We start from the raw sequence: 18,865 nt of genomic DNA, 5'->3' as shown, positions 1-18,865 counted from the left end.
ACGCTTTCTTTTGATAAAACCCGTTTCCTTTGCGATTTCATCGATGCGCTCAGGGCGAATGCATTCAAATAACTTTTGGAGTAACTGTATATTTTTCGGTGTCTTCATAAAAATGACTCCTTCCAAAAAAGATTTGTATTTATCCATACCATCTTTTTCGAAAGAGTACACATTTTTGTTAAGTTGACAGCTATGATGGCTTCAGTCTCCTCGTCGCTACGCTCCTGCGGGGCCTTTTGCTCATGCTATTCCCACAGAAGTCGCCGCCTGCGCTCCAATCAACTAGTTTACGTCTAGTTGGGCGACCAAGTATTGATCTTATTGTGAAAGTTTGGCTGCATAAAAGAAAAAACAGAATGGAGAAATCCATTCTGTTTAAATTTTACTTTTGAGGTTCACAACCCTTTCCGCGGAAGAATTAACTAGCCTCCTCCTTCGTTAAGCTTCGTGTTTCTCAGCTTTTTCCTCTCGTTATGGCACTTCACAACGTTTGAACAAAAAACTATGTCCGCCAATGCCCTTTGAGACAGTTTTTTACGTTCGTATTATGAATTTCTTAAATGGTGAAGCACCGATTTAAAATCCTGCTTCTCCCCGATTTCGCGAAAATTCCTAAAAGGATTTCCTATGTCTTTCATACGCGCTAAAACAGTCGGAATAGTAAATTTTTCTGGGCGCAATTGTTCATTGACCTCGTCCCAATTTAACGGCGTTGCAACTAACCCTTTATTATTACCCCGAGTCGAATATGGTGAAATGATTGTCTTCCCCTCAGCATGTTGAACATAATCTAAGTATAATTTTTTTTGCCTATTTTTCTTCAAACGTTCGATTGTATAGAAGTCAGGCTGTTGTTTACATAAAAATTTACACACAAATTCTGTAAATATCCTAACTTCCTCATACGAAAAAGCATGCTCTGGTAAGGGGATATACAATTGCAAACCTTTGCCTCCTGAAGTTTTAACGAAGGATTGTAGATGAAAATAATCACATATTTCCTTTAATTGTCGTGCACCTTGCATAGCGAGTGAAAATTCATCGACAGAAGGCGGATCAAGGTCAAAAACAATCTCAGTTGGTTTCTCTGTACGAATCGTTTGAAAAGGAATATGAAATTCGAGTGCAAGTTGATTGCCTAGCCATAGTAGCGTTTCGATATTATTGCACAATATAAAATTAGTGTCGGCTATTCTTGCGGTTGTAACAAAATCAGGGATCTTCTCCGGACTACTTTTCTGATAAAAGCTTTCCCCTGGTGCGCCATGTGGATAGCGGATTAAAGTGAGCGGACGGTCATAGAGAAAAGGCAATAAATAGGAAGATATCATTTGTAAATAGTGCAAATAACCATCCTTGGTAATACCTATTTCTGGCCACACTGGCTTATCGGGATGGGTTATCTGAACGTTATTTGGAATCGGTAAAAGTTGACGTTGCATTTGTAACCAGGTACATGCTTCAGGATTTATTTCTAATCTAAATGCATGGAATCTTGGCTCTCTTAATTTACTACCATCAAAATCAATACATGCTATATCCACACAGATTGACGGCTCCAATTCCCAAGTCTCCTGTCGCTTTGTCCCATTGTTTTGAAAAAAAGTAACTAATGTCTTCCGCTCTTCATCCGTCATACCATGCCTAAATATAACAACCTCATTAAAAGTTCCCTGTTGATAAACGCCCCCATGAAAATAGCCATTTCCTTTATCATATTTGTTGACAATAACGGTGATATATCGCCAATTTTTTAATTTTAACCAATCTGTGGACCGTATATTACTTACCCATTTACTGGTCTTTTTCTTGGCAATTATACCTTCTCCATTGTTTGCCCTTATAGTTTGTAACAGCATTTCACTATCTTCAAAATTCTCGATCGCTTGGAGCAGCTGTCCATCCTGATAATTGATAGTGGTTGGTAGCTTTACAGCAGTAAAAAATTTAGTTAATTGTTGTTTACGGGTCTTTAAATACCGATTGCTTTGTTCCTCACCTTTTAATTTAAGTAAATCAAATACGACATAATGGAATGGAAAATGCTTGGCATGTTCAGCAATAACGTCTTTATTTTGCATTCTTCCTCTTTTTTGTACGATTGAAAAATTACTTTTAAAATGATTTGTTAAATACACCACTTCTCCATCCAGTACTAATGGTAATAATGGTTTTATACGATCATATATACGCATACAAAATTCTATAATCTCAGGAAATAAATGATTAAGTACATTGTCGTTTCTACTTTTCAGAATAGGCTCTTCTTCTTCCCACACTAGAATGCAGCGAAAGCCGTCATATTTCGTTTCGTAAAGCCACTCTTCCCCTATAGGCGCTTCATTTACATCCGTCAATAGCATGGGTTTCATTTTAACAACTACTTTCATTCTTTTCTTTCAGTTTTTGATTATTTTCTTATTAGATACATAAAAATAATCAAAATATAACATAGTAATAAAAAACGAGGTGACGCTATGCATACAGTCTGGAAAGGCAGTATATCATTTGGACTTGTAAATATTCCTGTTAAACTCCATGCTGCTACTGAAAATAAAGATATAAAATTACGCCAGCTCCATAAAGAATGTCATACACCGATAAGCTATAAAAAAGTATGTGAAGGCTGTGATCAGGAAGTGAAGGAAGAAGAGATTGTGAAAGCCTATGAATATGCAAAAAATAAGTTTGTCGTGCTTGACGAAGAGGAGTTAGAAAACTTACGCAAGGAAAATGCAGATAAGGCTGTAGAGATTATTGATTTCGTGAAATTACAAGAAATTGATCCTATTTATTTTGAACGTACTTATTTTTTATCTCCTGATACGACTGGCGGTAAGGCCTATACTCTTTTACGTAAAACACTAGAGGAATCTGGTAAAATAGGCGTAGCTAAAATTACAATTCGTTCAAAAGAGCAGCTGGCTATCGTACGTGTCTATCAAGACGCCCTCGTGATGGAGATTATCCACTTCCCTGACGAAGTGAGAAGTGTGAGTGATGTTCCCAATATTCCAAGTGAACAAACGGTTGTTAAGAAAGAGCTTGATACGGCGCTCATGCTAGTTGAGCAACTAACAACTATATTTGATCCTGAAAAATATACGGACGAATACCGTACCGCACTAATGGAATTAATAGAAGAAAAGAAAGCAACCAATACAATAGCAGCGAACGACAAACGTCCATTACCTGATAATGTAACGGACTTGATGTCAGCACTTCAAGCGTCGTTAGATAAAACAAAAAAACCTAGCCCACGAAAAAGAGCGACAAAAACGAAGAAAAATGCTTAACGGTCTTTTCAACAGCACCATAGAAGCTACAAATAAATAATAACAAATAAAAAATTCGCGATACTTCTGTGAGGCTAGCCAACTGCCCACGTAGAAGAAGCGAATTTTTTTGTGTTAATTTTTAAAAAATGTTATGTGAATCAATTTCTTAATTCATTTTCATATCAATAAAGGCGAATATCATGAAAAGAAAATAAAGTAATTGTTCATAGGTTAATTCCGCTACAGGCGAACGCTTTCCAACAAGCACGCACCGAGTCGCTTCCTTCGTTACGCTCTCGTTTCGCTTGCTTTTCCCGCTGAAGTCACCACCTTACACTCCTTCCAAAAATGCTCGTGTTTCTTTATAGAAAAACGATTTCTGAAATTAATTCAAGCTATATTGTTATGCATCCCCGATGACATAAATTACAAAAAACAGAACGTACATTTGTATATTTTGTTATAATTAAGACAGAAATTGGGGGGATGTAAAGATGACAAACATAGACATCAAGCAACGCATGCAACATTATCATGTTACCGGATTAAGCTTTTCGTTAATTGAAGATGGTCAAATCAGTGAATCTAGGCACTTTGGATACTTTGAATCCGGCTCTAATAACAGAGTGGATGCCCATACTCTTTTTAATGCCTGTTCCATAAGTAAATTTCTAACAGCCCTGTTAGCGATGCGATTAGTAGAACAAAATTATTTACATTTAGATGAGGATGTTAACAATCAGTTACTATCGTGGAAAGTACCTGATAATCATTACACAAAGATAAAAAAAGTGACATTACGCAATTTACTATGCCATCAGGCGGGAATAAAAGATCCTCGTGATAGCTTTTCGGCATTGCAATTACTACAAGAGCAACCTACAATGGTCGAAATTTTAAATGGACAAACCCCCTACTGTTCTATCCCCATTGAGGTGAGCTATGAGCCAGAGAGTGAATTTCACTATTCAGATGCTGGATTCTGCATCATCCAGCAATTGATAGAGGACGTAACTGGAAAGCCATTTCACCTCGTGGTGGATGAATTTATTTTTACACCGTTACATATGAAAAACAGCCTATTTGCCACAAACATTCATGACATAACAAAAAATGTTGCCTGTGGTCATCATAAAAATGGTGAGTTAGTGCTCGGCAAATACCCCATCTATCCATACCTAGCAGCCTGTGGTTTATGGACTACCACAGCTGATTTAGCGAAGCTAGTTCTTGAATTAATGCATGCTTTAAAAGGTACAAGTAACTTGGGCATCTCTGTAAGCCACATAAAAGAACTGATACATCCACAAGGGTGTAAGGAGTGGACGGGCTTAGGGGTATTTATTGAAGGCGCACAACAAGAGATCGAGATGTCTTCTCTTGGTTGGGGTGTTGGATTTCAATGTATGATTGTTGCTTATCCTTATAGAGAAAAAGGCTTAGTTATCATGACCAATACAGATTTAGGCGTACACCAAATGGAAGGGTTAATTGGCGAAATATATAAATCCCTCCTCCTCTAAAAAGCTAAAAAGCGTGTTTTGACATCAAAACACGCTCATAAAATTAAACTGTTTTCACTTTATAATGCAGCTGTACCATCTGACCAAATCGTTGTGTATTTATTAATTTTAATTCTATTTGCGGATTCTTTTCTTTAAATAACGGAATACCTGAACCTAGAATATGGGGTGTGACCGTGATAATATATTCATCAATTAGGTTTTCCTTCATGAAAGCATCGAGAATACCTGCTCCACCAACCATCCAAATTTTAGAACCTTGTTGTTCCTTTAACTTTTTAGTAAACGCTGCAACATCTTCCTTAACGAATTCTACATAGTCATCTGTCCCATCTTGTGAGGTAGTGAATACATAGCATTTTTTATCCGGATATGGAAAAGACTCTGTATGTTCCATTACGTAATCATACGTTCTTTTGCCCATAATGATTGTATCGATGGATTGATACATCTCTGTATAGCCATTGTCCCCTTCCCCCTCTGCATCGTATAACCATTGTAAGTCATCATCTTCTTTTGCGATAAAGCCATCTAAACTACTAGCAATAAATAAAATTACTTCTCTTGTCATATGTTTTTCTCCTTTTATCTTTAGGGTATTGCTTTTTGATAAAATCATCAGCAAAACCTATACTAAACATAAAACATGACAAGTAGTGGCATGTTAAAAAAGAAAAGGTGAGGAAAAATGTCAAAAGCAAAGCGTTTATTAGATATTTTAATGTTTGTGAATTCAAAAAGAAAATTTACGGCACAAGAAATAGCCGATGAATTTCATATATCCATCCGTACTGTCCATAGATACACCCTAGATTTAAGTGATATGGGTTTACCCATCTACGCAGAACAAGGCAGAAACGGAGGCTATACCGTCTTATCAAATCGACTACTTCCACCTATTTTATTTACAGAAGACGAAGTTGTTTCAATCTTCTTTGCCTTTCAATCTCTCAGTTACTATCGTGACCTGCCGTTTGATGCTGAAATCCACTCAGCCGGTCATAAATTATATAACTCACTTCAACATGATGCCAAAATAAAAGTAGACAAAATTCGTTCTTACATCGCTTTTTGGAATCCTAAAAGAATGATTCATACACCCCTGTTAAAAGATGTTTTAGAGGCTTCGATAGCAGGTAGTCATTTACATATTCAATATGACTCGAAATCTGGTACTACAACCAAACACATTCGCCCTATTGGAGTATACGCTCATGATGGTCTCTGGTACTTGCCTGCCTATGACTTTAGTAAGCAAAAAGTATTGCTCTATCGTGTGGATCGTATTCTATCTATTATAGCAACTGACAAAGATGAAGAGTGCTTTATGAATTTAGCGCAATGGTTTGATAGTTATGAAGTAAAAAACCCAATTCGCTTACATGTTCAATTAACAATGGAAGGCGTACGCCAATGCAAAAGTGTGCCAAGTTTTGAGGAGCTTGTCGTAATAAAAGAAGATGGTACTGGCTCCATTGATGCCATGATAGACAAAGGGGAGCTTGGTTTTATCACCCCACTCTTTTTCAGATTGGGTAGTCATGCAAGAGTTTTAGAACCAAAGGAATTAATAGCTAATTTACGTACGCATGCACAAGAGATTTTAACGATGTATCCTGATGATACACAGATTTCTTGATTTTTGATTGCTTTGGTCTTCATGCTTTTGGAACCATCTCTATCATGTCTTTTTGTGTCTGTATTGACTATCTGACGATTTTGTAAGATTGGCGTAACATAATTCGTTACTACTTCTTGAGGAATTTCCGTATACTTTGTATCAGTTAGGAGGAAAACAATATGCAACCAATCGATTTAAACAAACGAATTCATACTTTGGATTATCTCAGGGGATTTGCGCTATTAGGAATCATTTTAGTTAATATCCCCGCACTCTTGTGGATTGAGCCACCAACAACTTCAGTTGATATTGCTTACAGCCATTTTTTAGCTCTATTTGTTGAAGGTAAATTTTTTACAATCTTTTCATTTTTATTCGGCGTAGGCTTTTTCATGTTTATATCCCGGGCAACTGCTAAAAATGAAAGGGCGTATCTATTGTTTTTAAGAAGAATTGCCCTGTTATTTTTATTTGGTATCGTCCATGTATTTTTTCAGCCGGGAGAAGCGTTAACAGTCTATGCTCTATTTGGTTTAATTGCTTTACCATTTTATAAAATGCGGAAAGAACTAAATCTAGCCATAGGGCTTATCCTTTTAGCTGTTACTGCTTATTTTGGTATAAAAATTGCCATGCCGTTCCCGTTAATTTTACTTGGATTAGCAGCAGGACAGTATCAGCTATTCGAAAAAATAAATGCTCATCAAAAGAAATTAATTGTCTTGACAAGTATTCTGTTTTTACTAAGCTTAGGCGGATGGCTTTATCAATGGAGTTATGTACCTGATGCAACACCCTCTTCTGTTGATACTATGTCAAAGGAGAAATTAGAAGAGTATATAGCTAATATTGAAAACTTTTCATTAATCGGGATGCAAATTAGTCCATTTGTTTCGGCATTCTATGTAGGGATACTCGTATTATTACTTCAATATCCATTAGTACAATTGTTATTATCCCCATTAAGAGAATACGGTCGCATGGCTTTAACAAATTATTTAGGGCAAACGGCACTTATTTTATTAATTGGGCTTACATTTCAATTAATTTCACATATCAACCTAATGTCATCACTTTGGATTTGCATAGGCATTTATATTTTCCAATTGCTATTTAGTAAAGTTTGGTTGAAGTTCTATAGATTTGGACCGATTGAATGGCTATGGCGAATGGGTACCTATTGGACAATTCCCCCACTAGTAAAACGATGTTAGAAAAATAGAACTAGGCACACGAATTAAAGTGTTCCTAGTTTCTTGTGCATGCGATTGGATGTAAGCGAATCAGCGTTAGGATTCAGTTTTTTTATAAATAATTTCATGTGAATCCTTTAGTTTTATAAGGAGCGGGCCATTTTCTCCCGTACCTAATTCTAAGTACTGATAACTTCTAAGGTCGATAACTAATGAATGCAAGATGATATTCTTTATAATTTTCATCATCCATTTCTAACCCATTATCCGAATCATAAAATGTGTCAATTTCGTACAAGCTTGGTTGCGCATTTCCCCATGTAATTTCCACAACAGTTTTACATTTATAGTGAAGTAATGCGCTTACCGATTTTTCAATATGCATTCCTACTCCTCTAATCTGTTTTTTCATAAGTCTGAATCCCTAAACCTGTAAACATGCTATTTTTTTTAATATTTTTCAATTTAATGCTATATTTAGTATAATTATTTTATTATAAGGGGTATCATTTATGGCAACAATTGAAGATTTTATATCGCTTGATATCAGAATCGGTACGGTTATCCAAGCTGAAGAACTTCCTAAAGCAAAGATTCCTGCAATTAAAATGAAAATTGATTTTGGCGAAACAATAGGGACGAAACAATCCTCGGCACAAATTACGAAACGATATAGTCCGGCAGATATCATCGGCAAACAAGTAGTAGCTATTGTCAATTTTCCACCTCGTCGAGTGGCAGGTTTTAAATCCGAAGTTCTAATAATTGGTGGCGTTCCTACAGAGGGCGATGTTATTCTTTTAACTCCCGATCAAGAAATACCAAATGGCACAAAAATTAGTTAATGAAAATAACTTCAAAATTTTCACATCGGTTAATACAGATTCATCATCAGTTATTCATTAGTCTTTTTAACATGTTTTGTCCGTCATGTGTTATAATGCTATTACTGACTAACCTGAAAAGGGTTTAAATCAAGATGCTGTAGCGAGTGACGACGCTACAGCATTTTTATTTAATGTTTTCTTTTTGCGCCTCAAGTAGTTCAGGAATTGTTACAAATTTATATCCTTGCTTTTCAAGTTCTGGCAGTATTTTTTCCATGGCTTTTACAGTTTGTTGGCGATTTCCCCCACCATCATGAAAAAGAACTACATTCCCTTCTTTAACACCTCTTAACACAGTATCAACAATTTTATTAACACCAGGATTTTTCCAATCCAAAGTATCGAGATGCCAAGACCACATCACTACTTTATATCCCTCTTTTACAACGGCATCTATCATCGCATCCGTATATTGCCCTTCTACAGGCCTGAATAAAATGGGCGAATATCCGCTAATACTATAAATTGTTTCATGAGTCTGTTTTATTTCCTTCATTAAATTAGGCACGTTCGTTTTTAATGGATGTGTATAGGTATGATTCGCTATTTCGTGCCCTTCTTCATACATGCGTAAAACTACCTCCGGGTTTTTTTCTGCATTTTGACCCACAACAAAAAATGTTGCTTTTGCATCGTATTTGGCTAATAAATCTAAAATCTCAGATGTGTACTTTTTATGAGGACCATCATCAAAAGTCAAGGCGACAATTTTTTCTTTGGTTTGTATTTCCCACACTATTTGTCCTGCCTCTTCATAATACTTTCTTCCTTTATCTGCTGATGAGCTTTCGTTTACATAAAATACGGAAACAACTAAAATACATATAGGTATTAAAAATAGATAAAATTTCTTCAAATTTCCACCTCCCAAAGCGTTTTGTTAGTTCTTATTATTTGTTGATTTATCTTAAAAATGCTTTATTTATTAACATGAATGCATGTATATTTTCTACGGAACAAAAGACTAATTACTGCTGTGAAGTGAACCTTTATATTTTCATCAAATCGGTTTTCTGCAGTGGTCTTTTCTTCAATTCGTATGATGATTTGATCATCAATATCATCGTTCTTTACCACAATGTCCAAAGGCTCTCTTTCCATTCACATATAATTCATTAGAGGTAGCAAGCAGCAAAATAAAACCGCACAGGCTGTGAGCTATCTCGAATTGCTGAAATCTAACAGCTATTTCCCTCTAAAAATTTAGACAACTCACTTTTACATTGTGGTAGAGCTACCAAAAGCAAATGGTATTTAATTTATAGCTACATATTGGACACTCTAGACGCTATCTTCGTGTGCTTTGTACGATGTTCGCCATTAGGAAATACCATACGGCTACATACTTCGATAAAAATAAACGGAGCAATGAAGCATTTTCTCTAAATTCTTAATTTCATATAAATGTTGACAAAAATTCCACATCCATCTGTGCTAAAATCAACTTGTACATTGTTCCTATTGCTTTATCGCTGCAACCGATGAAGCAGTAACTTTTATTATCTCCATTCTCCTGTAACAACAAATGTAATATCATTTGTTGTTACATTTTGCTTTTATTTTTATGCATGCTTCTTTTACGACCTTCGCCAATATTCCGTTTTTAAGCGGTGCTTAACATGTATCCTATAGCAGATTACGTTTATGCAAATTTTTCTACTTGATACAACGAATTATGTAGATCCTTATAAATTGTTTCACCATTTGATTTAGTAGCTGAATGTGCTAAGTGCTTGTTTAAGTAAAAAGAAAAACACCACTTATCAAAAGTAGTGTCGCTAATTTTATTTACTTGAAGCTTTTCATCACTCGAAACTTTTATTGAAACCAAATTCTTTTAATTACTTCTCAAGGAAATTTGGAGAAGACTTAACTTTCGTTAAGTGAATAGCCCTATTGTTCACTTTATCTTTTTCATTTATCGCGTGTTGAGGAATTGTTTTCGTTGCGTCGTTTTTCTTTAGTTGCATTCTGAATCTGTTCATTTGTTAGATCATTTTCTTCTCGCACATCTAAATCGTCAGGACTTAAATCTGTCCCATATTCTTCCCTGTCCAACTCACTGTTGTTTCGCTTTTCTTTTGTCAAATTTATCACCTCCAATTAATAAATTGTCCCTTTTGGCTTAGTTTATACTCTTGTATTGCCTACATGCAACAGATCCCTCGAATTTGTAGTACGATTCACCTATAAAAGCTAACGAAAAGTATGTTGCCAAAAATGATAGAGACAAAGCTGAATTGAGGAAAAGCTGATGGATAAAATCGCAAGACGAGGTTGTACGCAAGAAGTATGACATACAAAAATTATGGCTGTCTAATGCAGTTTTCAAAGCAAAATAAAAAGCACTCCATACGGGAATGCTTGTAAAACTTATTTATTATTTAGTCCTCCTCCCAAAACGAGTCATCGTTTCGAAAAGCTTCTTCAACTTTTGATTTCAATTTATTTTATTTAGCTTATCTAAAATTTCAAATAGATACTTTAATTTTAGCTCAAAAAATAAGATGATCTATTTCTAGAATAAAAAAGCCTTACCGTACTAGAGATAAGGCCCGTCTATGGCGGTAAAATATTTGATTGTGGATTGCTCTTGTTCTCACAAAATAGAGCTAGACACGATAGGAAAGTATTCATTTAAATTACTAAATACCCCACATTCTCATGTAAAGAATTATTCCTTTGTAAAAAATTTCGGATCAATTTTATCAATAAATAAAGAAGAATTATAAAAATATCCCATTTTATTTTTGTCTTCGTAAGTTAACGTTTCACTATTTTTAATAAAAACTACCCAATCATTTTCTATCTCACTAATATTTTTTTCGTATATCTCCTCTATTTTTTTAGCCAAGTCCTCTTCGTTGTATAGCTGTTCAAACTTTTCTAATCCATACGTGTCAATTAAATAAGTAATAAAAGAAGCTGAATGCGTATAGCTCATCCACTGAAGGATGTACTCTTCTTGATCTGTAAGTGCTGGGCGAAAATAGGAATCATCTTGATTCGGATCTATCAACTTGCTAATTGGTATTAATTTGTTTGAATCGATAAAATACTTCATTACCTTATGGGAATATGATTGTTGTTTTCCATACTTATCTTCCATATAAGAAGCAAAACCCTCTTGCGTAAAATAGCCACTGCTTGCATCAAAATTGTTGCCATAACCAAGTAAGGAATGTGTCAGTTCATGGACAAGTGGATATTGATTTTCCTGAATGCCATATAGTTTGAGTTCTGATCTCAAACCCCATGAATGTTCATTTCCTACATTGAGATATACATTTATTCTCTCGGATGGAACATATCCAGTATGTATTGAATTCTGAATTTCATCATAGGCATTAAGGAGTTCGTCTTTTATTGATTCTACTTTTTCTTGCGGAACCTTTATTTCATTAAAAATCTCAAAGGTTATTTTTCCATCTGCTGTAACAACAATATTTTCATCATCTTTTTCTTCTTGTTCTTTTTCTTTAGGAACAACTGTATCCTGAGTACAGGCTGTTAGTAAGAATATAGATATAAGGAAGAAGCCTCTAAACTTAAACATTTTTACCTCCTGAAAAATAAGTATTTTCCAATTATACGAACTATAAATCCAAAAGTTTCATTTTTTAAGGATAAAAGGAAAATAATAAGGAACAAAAGTTTAATCAAACAAATAAAAGCAGGGGTTGGTTGGAATTCCCCTGCTTATTTACTATTGTAATGAAAAAGAATTGTGTTTTAGTGTTATAGTGCATTTCCGTATTCAGCTGTGGATGCAGCAACAGTCAATGAATCTAATTCATCCTTCATTCTCTTATATTTACACATGTTGTCATAATACTTCTTGATTGCCTTGTCCAAATGAATAACGATTTAATTGTGTTTGCCCTTGTTTGCCAATTAGGTTTGCCCTCCTAAGTTGTGCTATAATGCTGTTGAGTGCAACATTAAAGGGTATGAACCAATTCAGGCTGTAGCTTATGAAAGCGCTGCGGCTTTTTATTTTTTTGTTATATTCTCATAAAAAGATATAAGGTAATTGTGGAAATTTAGGTATAAAACGAAGGAATGATGTTTATGAATCAATTCATCCTGTATATCAGCTCAATACCAAGCTTGTAGGGAGTGCTGTGTAATCCCTTGTCTCTCCCTGCAAGCTTGGGTTTCTCAAGGGAGCTGATATTTTATATGAAAAACCGTTCAAAAGCCTATATTCGTCATCAGAGAGAGCGAACTATTCGAAAAAAATGGGGCATTTTAAAAAATGTGTTTTTACGAGAAGACGAATACATGCCGATACGCGGTACGTTAAGTAAAGGAAAAATTCATTGTTCGTGTAGAATGTGTCGATACGAGCAGTATCACGCAATTCCTAAAGCTAAACATAAAGCTAAATTAAAAGCTATGGAACAGGAAATAGACGATTATGTCTATTTCCTCTTTTTTATTCTCAACGAACCACTTTCTCTTTACCTAACACCCCACCAGTTCTTGGCTCAATCCTGCCTGTCATCTCCCAACCCATAGCAATCAATACCACGCTAACCTTGCTTACATTAATCCTGCGAGTTTTTTTGAATCGGTAGCCCTAAGTTCCAAAGCGTGATGAACGTCTCAATCTGATGTTTTGTAAAATCGAACTTAACCGTGTCATGTGCATCGCCAGTAAACAGAATACATCATCTCGCTACTGTTGTGCCCATTCGATTGTCACCGCTGCTCTCAGATTATCTGAATAAAACTTACAAGCAACCACCTCTGTTGAGTTATCGTCCTGACATAAAACCTTGCTTAGACCGTCCTTGATGCCTTTTGCTAGATTGTCGATGTTTCGGATTGGTTGTAAATCGTAACGTGCCTTCAACAGCTTGCTGATGCACCTTTTAAAATGATTTATGTACATTGATGCTCACCTGATTTCTTCGGTAATAAGTTCCTCTGGTGCACTTGTGAAACTTCTAATCTCACGAATAATTTGTCGTCTTTTAATTCTTTTGGTTCGAATGAGCAATTCCGCGTTATTCGTGATCTTTGTTGCGCCATCATCCCACCTGGACCTGGTATGGTATTTCAAATGTAAGTACGTTCATGTCTGCCTTTCTTTTAGCAAAAAGAGAACTATATTAGTATTATTAGGATAAAAATGTAAATGGAGTGAAAAAATGTACACAACCAACCGTTCGTTCTTTATAGTAGCCTTTACTTAGATTTTAGTCAGACAAAACCGCCTCAAAAAAATGCATTGAAAACAAAGCATGAAATTGAACAGTTTTCTGCTCATATTCTAAGGCAGGACACTTATATGAGTATTTTAATTGCGGAGGGTGCAACAGTAGCAAAAATTATTGGGGATACACCAGAAATATTCATTCACTTGCCCGATGAAGAATTACAAGCAACCAAGATTTTATCATCATTGTAAATTTGAGTGCTTTTCAAACAAAAAAGCGAGGTGCAAAGTATATTTGCACCCCTCAAACCTTGATATATCAGTATTTGTATATCTATTATGTTCATAAATGTGATGTGAATCATTAAGGTTCAAGAATTTTAAGAAATGTTATTAATTAAACACAACATCCAATAAAGCTTCTTCTCTTTTCATTATTTCATACAAGAATATCTGTTTGCATTCGTATGCCTTTGAAAAAGTGCCTCTCATGACTAATACCTAATTAATAATACCTGTTGGGTATAATGTAGTTCCTCCAATTGAAACTTTTATTTCATTAGATAATGGAACATTGTGTTCATCAATAATTGTTCTCCACCAATCCCATGCAAGACCTGTACATTCTCTTGCATAAATTCTTATATTTTTTGAATTAGGCGGGAGTGGTATTACTGTAGAGAAATGAGCTGTTTTGTCTTTCCAGTTTCCATCCCAAGTTTTATGGGTTAGTACTTCTTTTCCATTTTCATCATATGAAAATTCATCCCAGGCTACTTCAAATTGAGCAACATATGCACCATAATGATCAAGGATGATGCTACCTTTAGAATATTCTGTAGATGTCGTCTCGATATAATCTGTACTGTTATGAACAGCGGCAATTGAATTATCCTTTAAGAAAACACTTGTATAGGATATTGGGTATGCTGGATTTTTAAGACTAAATTCTGCATTATCTTTAATTATGTTTCTAATATCATTAAAGTCTTTTGAGACAACCTGGTTATGCTGTTGTGAATCTCCGCCTAATACTACAGCAGTAAAGGAACTTTCTTCAAAAATATCTTTGTACTGTGCACTAGTTTCTACATTGGTATTAACATTATTCAGTAAGGCTTTAAAAGCAGCTTGTACATCCTTGCTTTTAGAACTTGTTTCTAATTTCACATAAATTGTTCTGCCATAAGCTACATTTGACACCATAACTGGAGGGGCCTCATTACTTACCCCTTTACGGGTTAACTCTTCAAAAAGAACGCTATCATCAAAAAGTTCTGATGGATTGTTAGGTAGTTCTGCACTTACGGTATAAAATATTTGTTTATATGCCGCAACCATCACTTTTTTCTCTCCATTTGCAATCGCATTAAAGTCAATTCCCAGTGAATTGTCAAGAACTTTGGCGTTAACATTCAGAGTGCTTGCTATTTGAGATTTGCTATATACCATAGATTCTGAATATTGTAGTCTTGCAGGTAAAGTATGGCTTGTTGAATATTTTTCACTCCAAGTAGATATTAACTCATCTACTGCCCCAGACACATTACCATATGTTGGATTATCTACAGTCATAGTATTTTCTCTTTTCATGCCAGGTAAATCTATGCTAATATTTAGCGGTTTTCTTTTGGCCACCAATAAACTAGGTTGATTGTCTGCAAAAGCTTTGTTTGCAAGTTGTAAGGCTCCTGGATAGGCACGATTCGCAATAGAATCGATAATTGAAATATCCACCGGTGAAGTTGTAAGTGATTTTTTGTTACGTTCAACCACTATAAATTTATTATTTGAGTTTATTCCTTCTTTTGGAACAAAACTATCAATTTTATCACCATTCACTGCTAAAACTTCGCTACTATTATAGTTCAAGTTTGCTATACCAGTATCAATGTCATTAGATTTGCTCGTTTCACTAGGCAAATTAGTATCAAGTGGTTCAGCAAAGGAAATAATCGGATAAGTTATAATACATAAACTAACAGATAAACATACTAGAAATTTTATTACTTTAAAATAATTTTGAATCCTCAAAAAAACCACTCCTTTTTTAGGAAATTATACCACAGAAACATTTGGTTTAAATACAGTAGTTTAGTTGTGTATTTGATTTGTTGCAGAGTAGATAAATGGTAAAAATGACACACTTTAATTACTCTAGTCATAAATGATTCTTCTGGGAAAGGATATCCACGTCCTTCCCCTTCCAACCATAATGTGGAGTGATTCCACTTTACCATTCTGGTATATTCACTTATCTCTTACGTTTCTTACTCTTACCTTTACCACATTAATTAGGTTTAGGAAAAAGAGAACCTAATATAATAAAAACTTAATTATTGTCATCCAAATCATCTGGATAAACAATTGTGTTAATTACTTCTCCATTTGATTCATCTTTAAAAATTACTGTAACTTTAAATTTTTCAGGATCAACACCACTGAAAAGTTGATAATACATACCTGTAATAGCAAGCCCAAATGATGCCATTGCGTCAAAACTATTTTCAAACTCCTCTTTATTTACCATTAATGTGAATTCAGAAAAAGATTTGTTGTAAGTCACATCTTTTATAGAAGTTGGGTTATCGGTGCTAGTTTTAATTTCTTCTACAGTTTCTAAAATACCGGTTTCCAGCTCTTTCATCATTTCTTTATGCTTTGATTTAGTCATTTTATAAGTCACAGAACCATCATCGTTCTTGACGGCTTCTTTGATACCTTCTTTTTTTGCCTCAGCAATCGCTGAATCAATGTCCTGGCCCTCAAAAAACGAAGCTGGTATTGTTACATCAACATTTAATAGTCCTTTGTCAACTTTAAATGATTCATCCTGAGATGTTTCTTCACTTGCATTTTCAGCACTTTCTTTTTTCTTACTACTATCCTTCTCTTGATCTTGACTACATGCTACTAAAACAATGCCTAGTAGAATTACTAATGGTAATACAAACAATTTTTTCATAGTATAATATCCCTCCTCCATAAATATACATAAAAGGATGGGTTTTTACTATATCTTTTATGAAAATACTAGAGAAATATTCCTAACATGTCGAACATTGGCGATAGGAAATATGAGATAAATGACTTACTTCCTTTCCCTTTACTACCACGTTTTGCTTCTTTCTCTGCCTTTTCATTCTTAGGCAAACTATCGAATTCGAACAGCCATTTATGAAGTTTGTGTAAGCAGGAATATGCCACATTTGCTTCATAGTCAGCGTCCTCGATTAGTTTTTTGCTTCTTCTACTGCTTCATCCACACCTGCATGAACCTTCTCGTTCCTGTTTCAATTCGTTTTGCGCTAAAAAAGCTGTTAAATCAGTCATATATAATCACCTTGTCCTTTTCTTTTTTGAATTAAAAAGAGACTAGATTTATCTAGTCTCAAAAGCTTTTTCTATATCCCTTCCGCTAATAAACATACGTCTATATAATTTTCCGTATGATAAACCTAATACCTTTGCCCATTCACCCAATAGCTTTCGTGCCCCTAGTGAATCGGCTTCCAGTTGTGCTGACATACCACAATTTCAGAACTTGAGGAACGATTATTTTATAAATAAAAAAAGGACGCAATTACCCCACCAAATCGATATTTTGGTGGAGAAATGCGTGCTGTTATTCTTATTCAATTATTTTAGTATCCACAGAAAGAGTTTCAAATTCAACAGGGATTGTTTTTGTTTCTAGCATTACTTGTTTTTTTGAATTTGTAATATCAGTTATTTTAGCATATAATCGTGTTCCAAATTCTGTGCTAAACTGTCCTACGCCCGTAGCTCTAATTCCAAATCTATCATTCCCTACTGCGTTATTTCTGATGACTTGCTCGAATCCCTGTTTATCTGAGGCGAAATTCAGTGCAGAATATAAAAGTTGAGGGGACATCGGTTGATTATTAAAAGTATAAGTAGCATCCCCATATAAATCTGCATTAATTTTATTCTTACCCGAAATTGTTATTTTTTCAAACACATATTCTACTTTATATTTTTTACCAGCTGGAACAGAAAAACCTTGTGGAGGAATAATAAACTTTCTATCTTCTGATTTTTCTGTAGTGTTTGAAGTGGACATATTATAATCAACACTAAAACTATGTGAAGCTGTCAGCATCATAACAGAAAGGCTTGCATTATAATTATAACCAAATGTCCAACCGGAAGTATTAGTCGTACTAGTCGTTTCTTTAAATCCATGTTCGTACCCACTAGTATATAATGTTACCTCATGACCTAGGGTATTTTCTAATATGTTTTCTCCAACTGTCAAAAGTTGAGAGTTCTCAATTATAGAACCTTCTATATTACTACCATTTAATTCGGCATCTTTTATATCATGATTTCTAAATACTGTACCTGGACTAGCAGCACTGATCAACATTTTTTTCACTCTTTCATCAATATCTTGATAGGCACTATTCTTATTTTGACTTTGTTCAGCCGCTTGAACGTTGCTTGGAACAACTCCAATATTACTACCCGTAATTTCTTGATTTTCAGCAGCACTTGCAATATTAGTAAAAGTACCGCCTCCTAATAAAGTACTAGCTACTACACCATACAATATTATTTTCTTTTTCATTATGAAACCCTCCTATTAGTAAATTTTTTATTAGATTCTAATATCTAATGTCACTACTGTATCTAATGTCACTAATTTTTACAAAATGAGTGTAAAACAATCCCTAATAAAGCAATACGGATTGGTTTTATTGTATTTTTTAACAATATAAGCTCTGAATATATTATTTATTCTGAATTTAGGGTGAATAGATGCAAAAAATAGCAAAATTTAATATCAATTGTCACTAAATTTCACAAAAAATAATTGTGGTAATTCACTTTTGCGAAGTATTATTTATATGTATTATTTTTGCCCCTTTTTACTACTATCTATATTCATAATAGTAGCCGTGTATGTAGAACATAATCCTTCACTAATTGAATATCCTGTTTCGTTGCCAGAGGTGCTTGATTCATCCAATAAGCCTCCTTTTAATAGAATATTTGTAATCAACTAATACATCCGTGTATTTTCTCCACATCAACATAACGAAACCTCTCCAAAAAGATGAGCGTAATTGAGTCGAATCAAAGAGTATTTTGTATTTAAGTTAATTTTCCGCTAATTATTTCATCTCCTAGAGGAAAATTAAGATAAGTATTGTTAAACAAAGTTATTTTAATTTA

General features: G+C 34.6%; 16 protein-coding genes. 6 read left to right on the top strand and 10 right to left on the bottom strand.

Going from position 1 to position 18,865, the window contains the following annotated elements; all coding sequences use genetic code 11:
- Positions 1-545: 545 nt before the first annotated feature.
- Positions 546-2,372: a DNA ligase D gene (locus tag ACOMCU_RS08105; protein WP_421049864.1), complete on the bottom strand. Its 1,827-nt coding sequence runs from the start codon at positions 2,370-2,372 to the stop codon at positions 546-548.
- Positions 2,373-2,477: 105 nt separating this feature from the next.
- Here ACOMCU_RS08105 and ACOMCU_RS08100 point away from each other — a divergent pair, with 105 nt between their 5' ends.
- Both ACOMCU_RS08100 and ACOMCU_RS08095 read left to right on the top strand, forming a co-directional pair.
- Positions 2,478-3,296, top strand: a complete 819-nt coding sequence (locus tag ACOMCU_RS08100) for a Ku protein (RefSeq protein ID WP_421049863.1) — start codon at positions 2,478-2,480, stop codon at positions 3,294-3,296.
- A 476-nt stretch (positions 3,297-3,772) separates the two neighbouring features.
- Complete coding sequence (locus tag ACOMCU_RS08095; RefSeq protein ID WP_421049862.1) at positions 3,773-4,801, top strand: serine hydrolase domain-containing protein; 1,029 nt, start codon at positions 3,773-3,775, stop codon at positions 4,799-4,801.
- Positions 4,802-4,844: 43 nt separating this feature from the next.
- Here ACOMCU_RS08095 and ACOMCU_RS08090 read toward each other — a convergent pair whose 3' ends face one another.
- Positions 4,845-5,372 (bottom strand): dihydrofolate reductase family protein, encoded by a 528-nt coding sequence (locus tag ACOMCU_RS08090; protein WP_421049861.1) that lies wholly within the window; start codon positions 5,370-5,372, stop codon positions 4,845-4,847.
- A gap of 117 nt (positions 5,373-5,489) precedes the next feature.
- Between ACOMCU_RS08090 and ACOMCU_RS08085 the strand changes: the two genes are divergently transcribed.
- Both ACOMCU_RS08085 and ACOMCU_RS08080 read left to right on the top strand, forming a co-directional pair.
- The gene (locus ACOMCU_RS08085) at positions 5,490-6,440 is read left to right on the top strand and encodes a helix-turn-helix transcriptional regulator (protein WP_421049860.1); all 951 of its coding nucleotides are present in this window, start codon (positions 5,490-5,492) and stop codon (positions 6,438-6,440) included.
- Positions 6,441-6,601: 161 nt separating this feature from the next.
- Positions 6,602-7,636: a DUF418 domain-containing protein gene (locus ACOMCU_RS08080; RefSeq protein WP_421049859.1), complete on the top strand. Its 1,035-nt coding sequence runs from the start codon at positions 6,602-6,604 to the stop codon at positions 7,634-7,636.
- A 175-nt stretch (positions 7,637-7,811) separates the two neighbouring features.
- Here the strand turns inward: ACOMCU_RS08080 and ACOMCU_RS08075 are convergent, their stop codons facing one another.
- Positions 7,812-8,027 carry a hypothetical protein gene (locus ACOMCU_RS08075; RefSeq protein WP_421049858.1) on the bottom strand — a complete coding sequence of 72 codons (216 nt, stop codon included), beginning with the start codon at positions 8,025-8,027 and terminating at the stop codon, positions 7,812-7,814.
- A 100-nt stretch (positions 8,028-8,127) separates the two neighbouring features.
- On the opposite strand from ACOMCU_RS08075, the gene csaA reads away from it, so the two are divergent.
- Positions 8,128-8,460, top strand: coding sequence for a chaperone CsaA (gene csaA / locus ACOMCU_RS08070; protein WP_421049857.1), 333 nt, complete (start codon positions 8,128-8,130; stop codon positions 8,458-8,460).
- A gap of 166 nt (positions 8,461-8,626) precedes the next feature.
- Here csaA and ACOMCU_RS08065 read toward each other — a convergent pair whose 3' ends face one another.
- From ACOMCU_RS08065 to ACOMCU_RS08055, 3 genes are all read right to left on the bottom strand, one after another.
- Positions 8,627-9,358, bottom strand: coding sequence for a polysaccharide deacetylase family protein (locus ACOMCU_RS08065; RefSeq protein ID WP_421049856.1), 732 nt, complete (start codon positions 9,356-9,358; stop codon positions 8,627-8,629).
- A gap of 1,058 nt (positions 9,359-10,416) precedes the next feature.
- Positions 10,417-10,599 (bottom strand): hypothetical protein, encoded by a 183-nt coding sequence (locus ACOMCU_RS08060; RefSeq protein WP_419185166.1) that lies wholly within the window; start codon positions 10,597-10,599, stop codon positions 10,417-10,419.
- A 577-nt stretch (positions 10,600-11,176) separates the two neighbouring features.
- Entirely contained in the window at positions 11,177-12,058 is an 882-nt protein-coding gene (locus ACOMCU_RS08055; RefSeq protein ID WP_421049855.1) for a hypothetical protein, read from the bottom strand.
- Between the two features lie 626 nt (positions 12,059-12,684).
- Between ACOMCU_RS08055 and ACOMCU_RS08050 the strand changes: the two genes are divergently transcribed.
- The gene (locus tag ACOMCU_RS08050; protein ID WP_010859431.1) at positions 12,685-13,023 is read left to right on the top strand and encodes a hypothetical protein; all 339 of its coding nucleotides are present in this window, start codon (positions 12,685-12,687) and stop codon (positions 13,021-13,023) included.
- A gap of 160 nt (positions 13,024-13,183) precedes the next feature.
- On the opposite strand, the gene ACOMCU_RS08045 is transcribed toward ACOMCU_RS08050, so the two are convergent.
- From ACOMCU_RS08045 to ACOMCU_RS08030, 4 genes are all read right to left on the bottom strand, one after another.
- Entirely contained in the window at positions 13,184-13,399 is a 216-nt protein-coding gene (locus tag ACOMCU_RS08045; protein ID WP_421049854.1) for a RusA family crossover junction endodeoxyribonuclease, read from the bottom strand.
- 768 nt (positions 13,400-14,167) lie between these two features.
- Positions 14,168-15,700 (bottom strand): thiol-activated cytolysin family protein, encoded by a 1,533-nt coding sequence (locus tag ACOMCU_RS08040; protein WP_419185149.1) that lies wholly within the window; start codon positions 15,698-15,700, stop codon positions 14,168-14,170.
- Positions 15,701-15,998: 298 nt separating this feature from the next.
- Positions 15,999-16,631 carry a hypothetical protein gene (locus ACOMCU_RS08035; protein ID WP_421049853.1) on the bottom strand — a complete coding sequence of 211 codons (633 nt, stop codon included), beginning with the start codon at positions 16,629-16,631 and terminating at the stop codon, positions 15,999-16,001.
- A gap of 666 nt (positions 16,632-17,297) precedes the next feature.
- Positions 17,298-18,257 (bottom strand): ETX/MTX2 family pore-forming toxin, encoded by a 960-nt coding sequence (locus tag ACOMCU_RS08030; protein ID WP_421049852.1) that lies wholly within the window; start codon positions 18,255-18,257, stop codon positions 17,298-17,300.
- Between the last annotated feature and the right edge of the window lie 608 nt (positions 18,258-18,865).

This window comes from Lysinibacillus sp. UGB7, assembly GCF_049058285.1.
Taxonomy (GTDB): domain Bacteria; phylum Bacillota; class Bacilli; order Bacillales_A; family Planococcaceae; genus Lysinibacillus; species Lysinibacillus sphaericus_B.
This window is presented reverse-complemented; position numbering and strand designations above follow the sequence as displayed.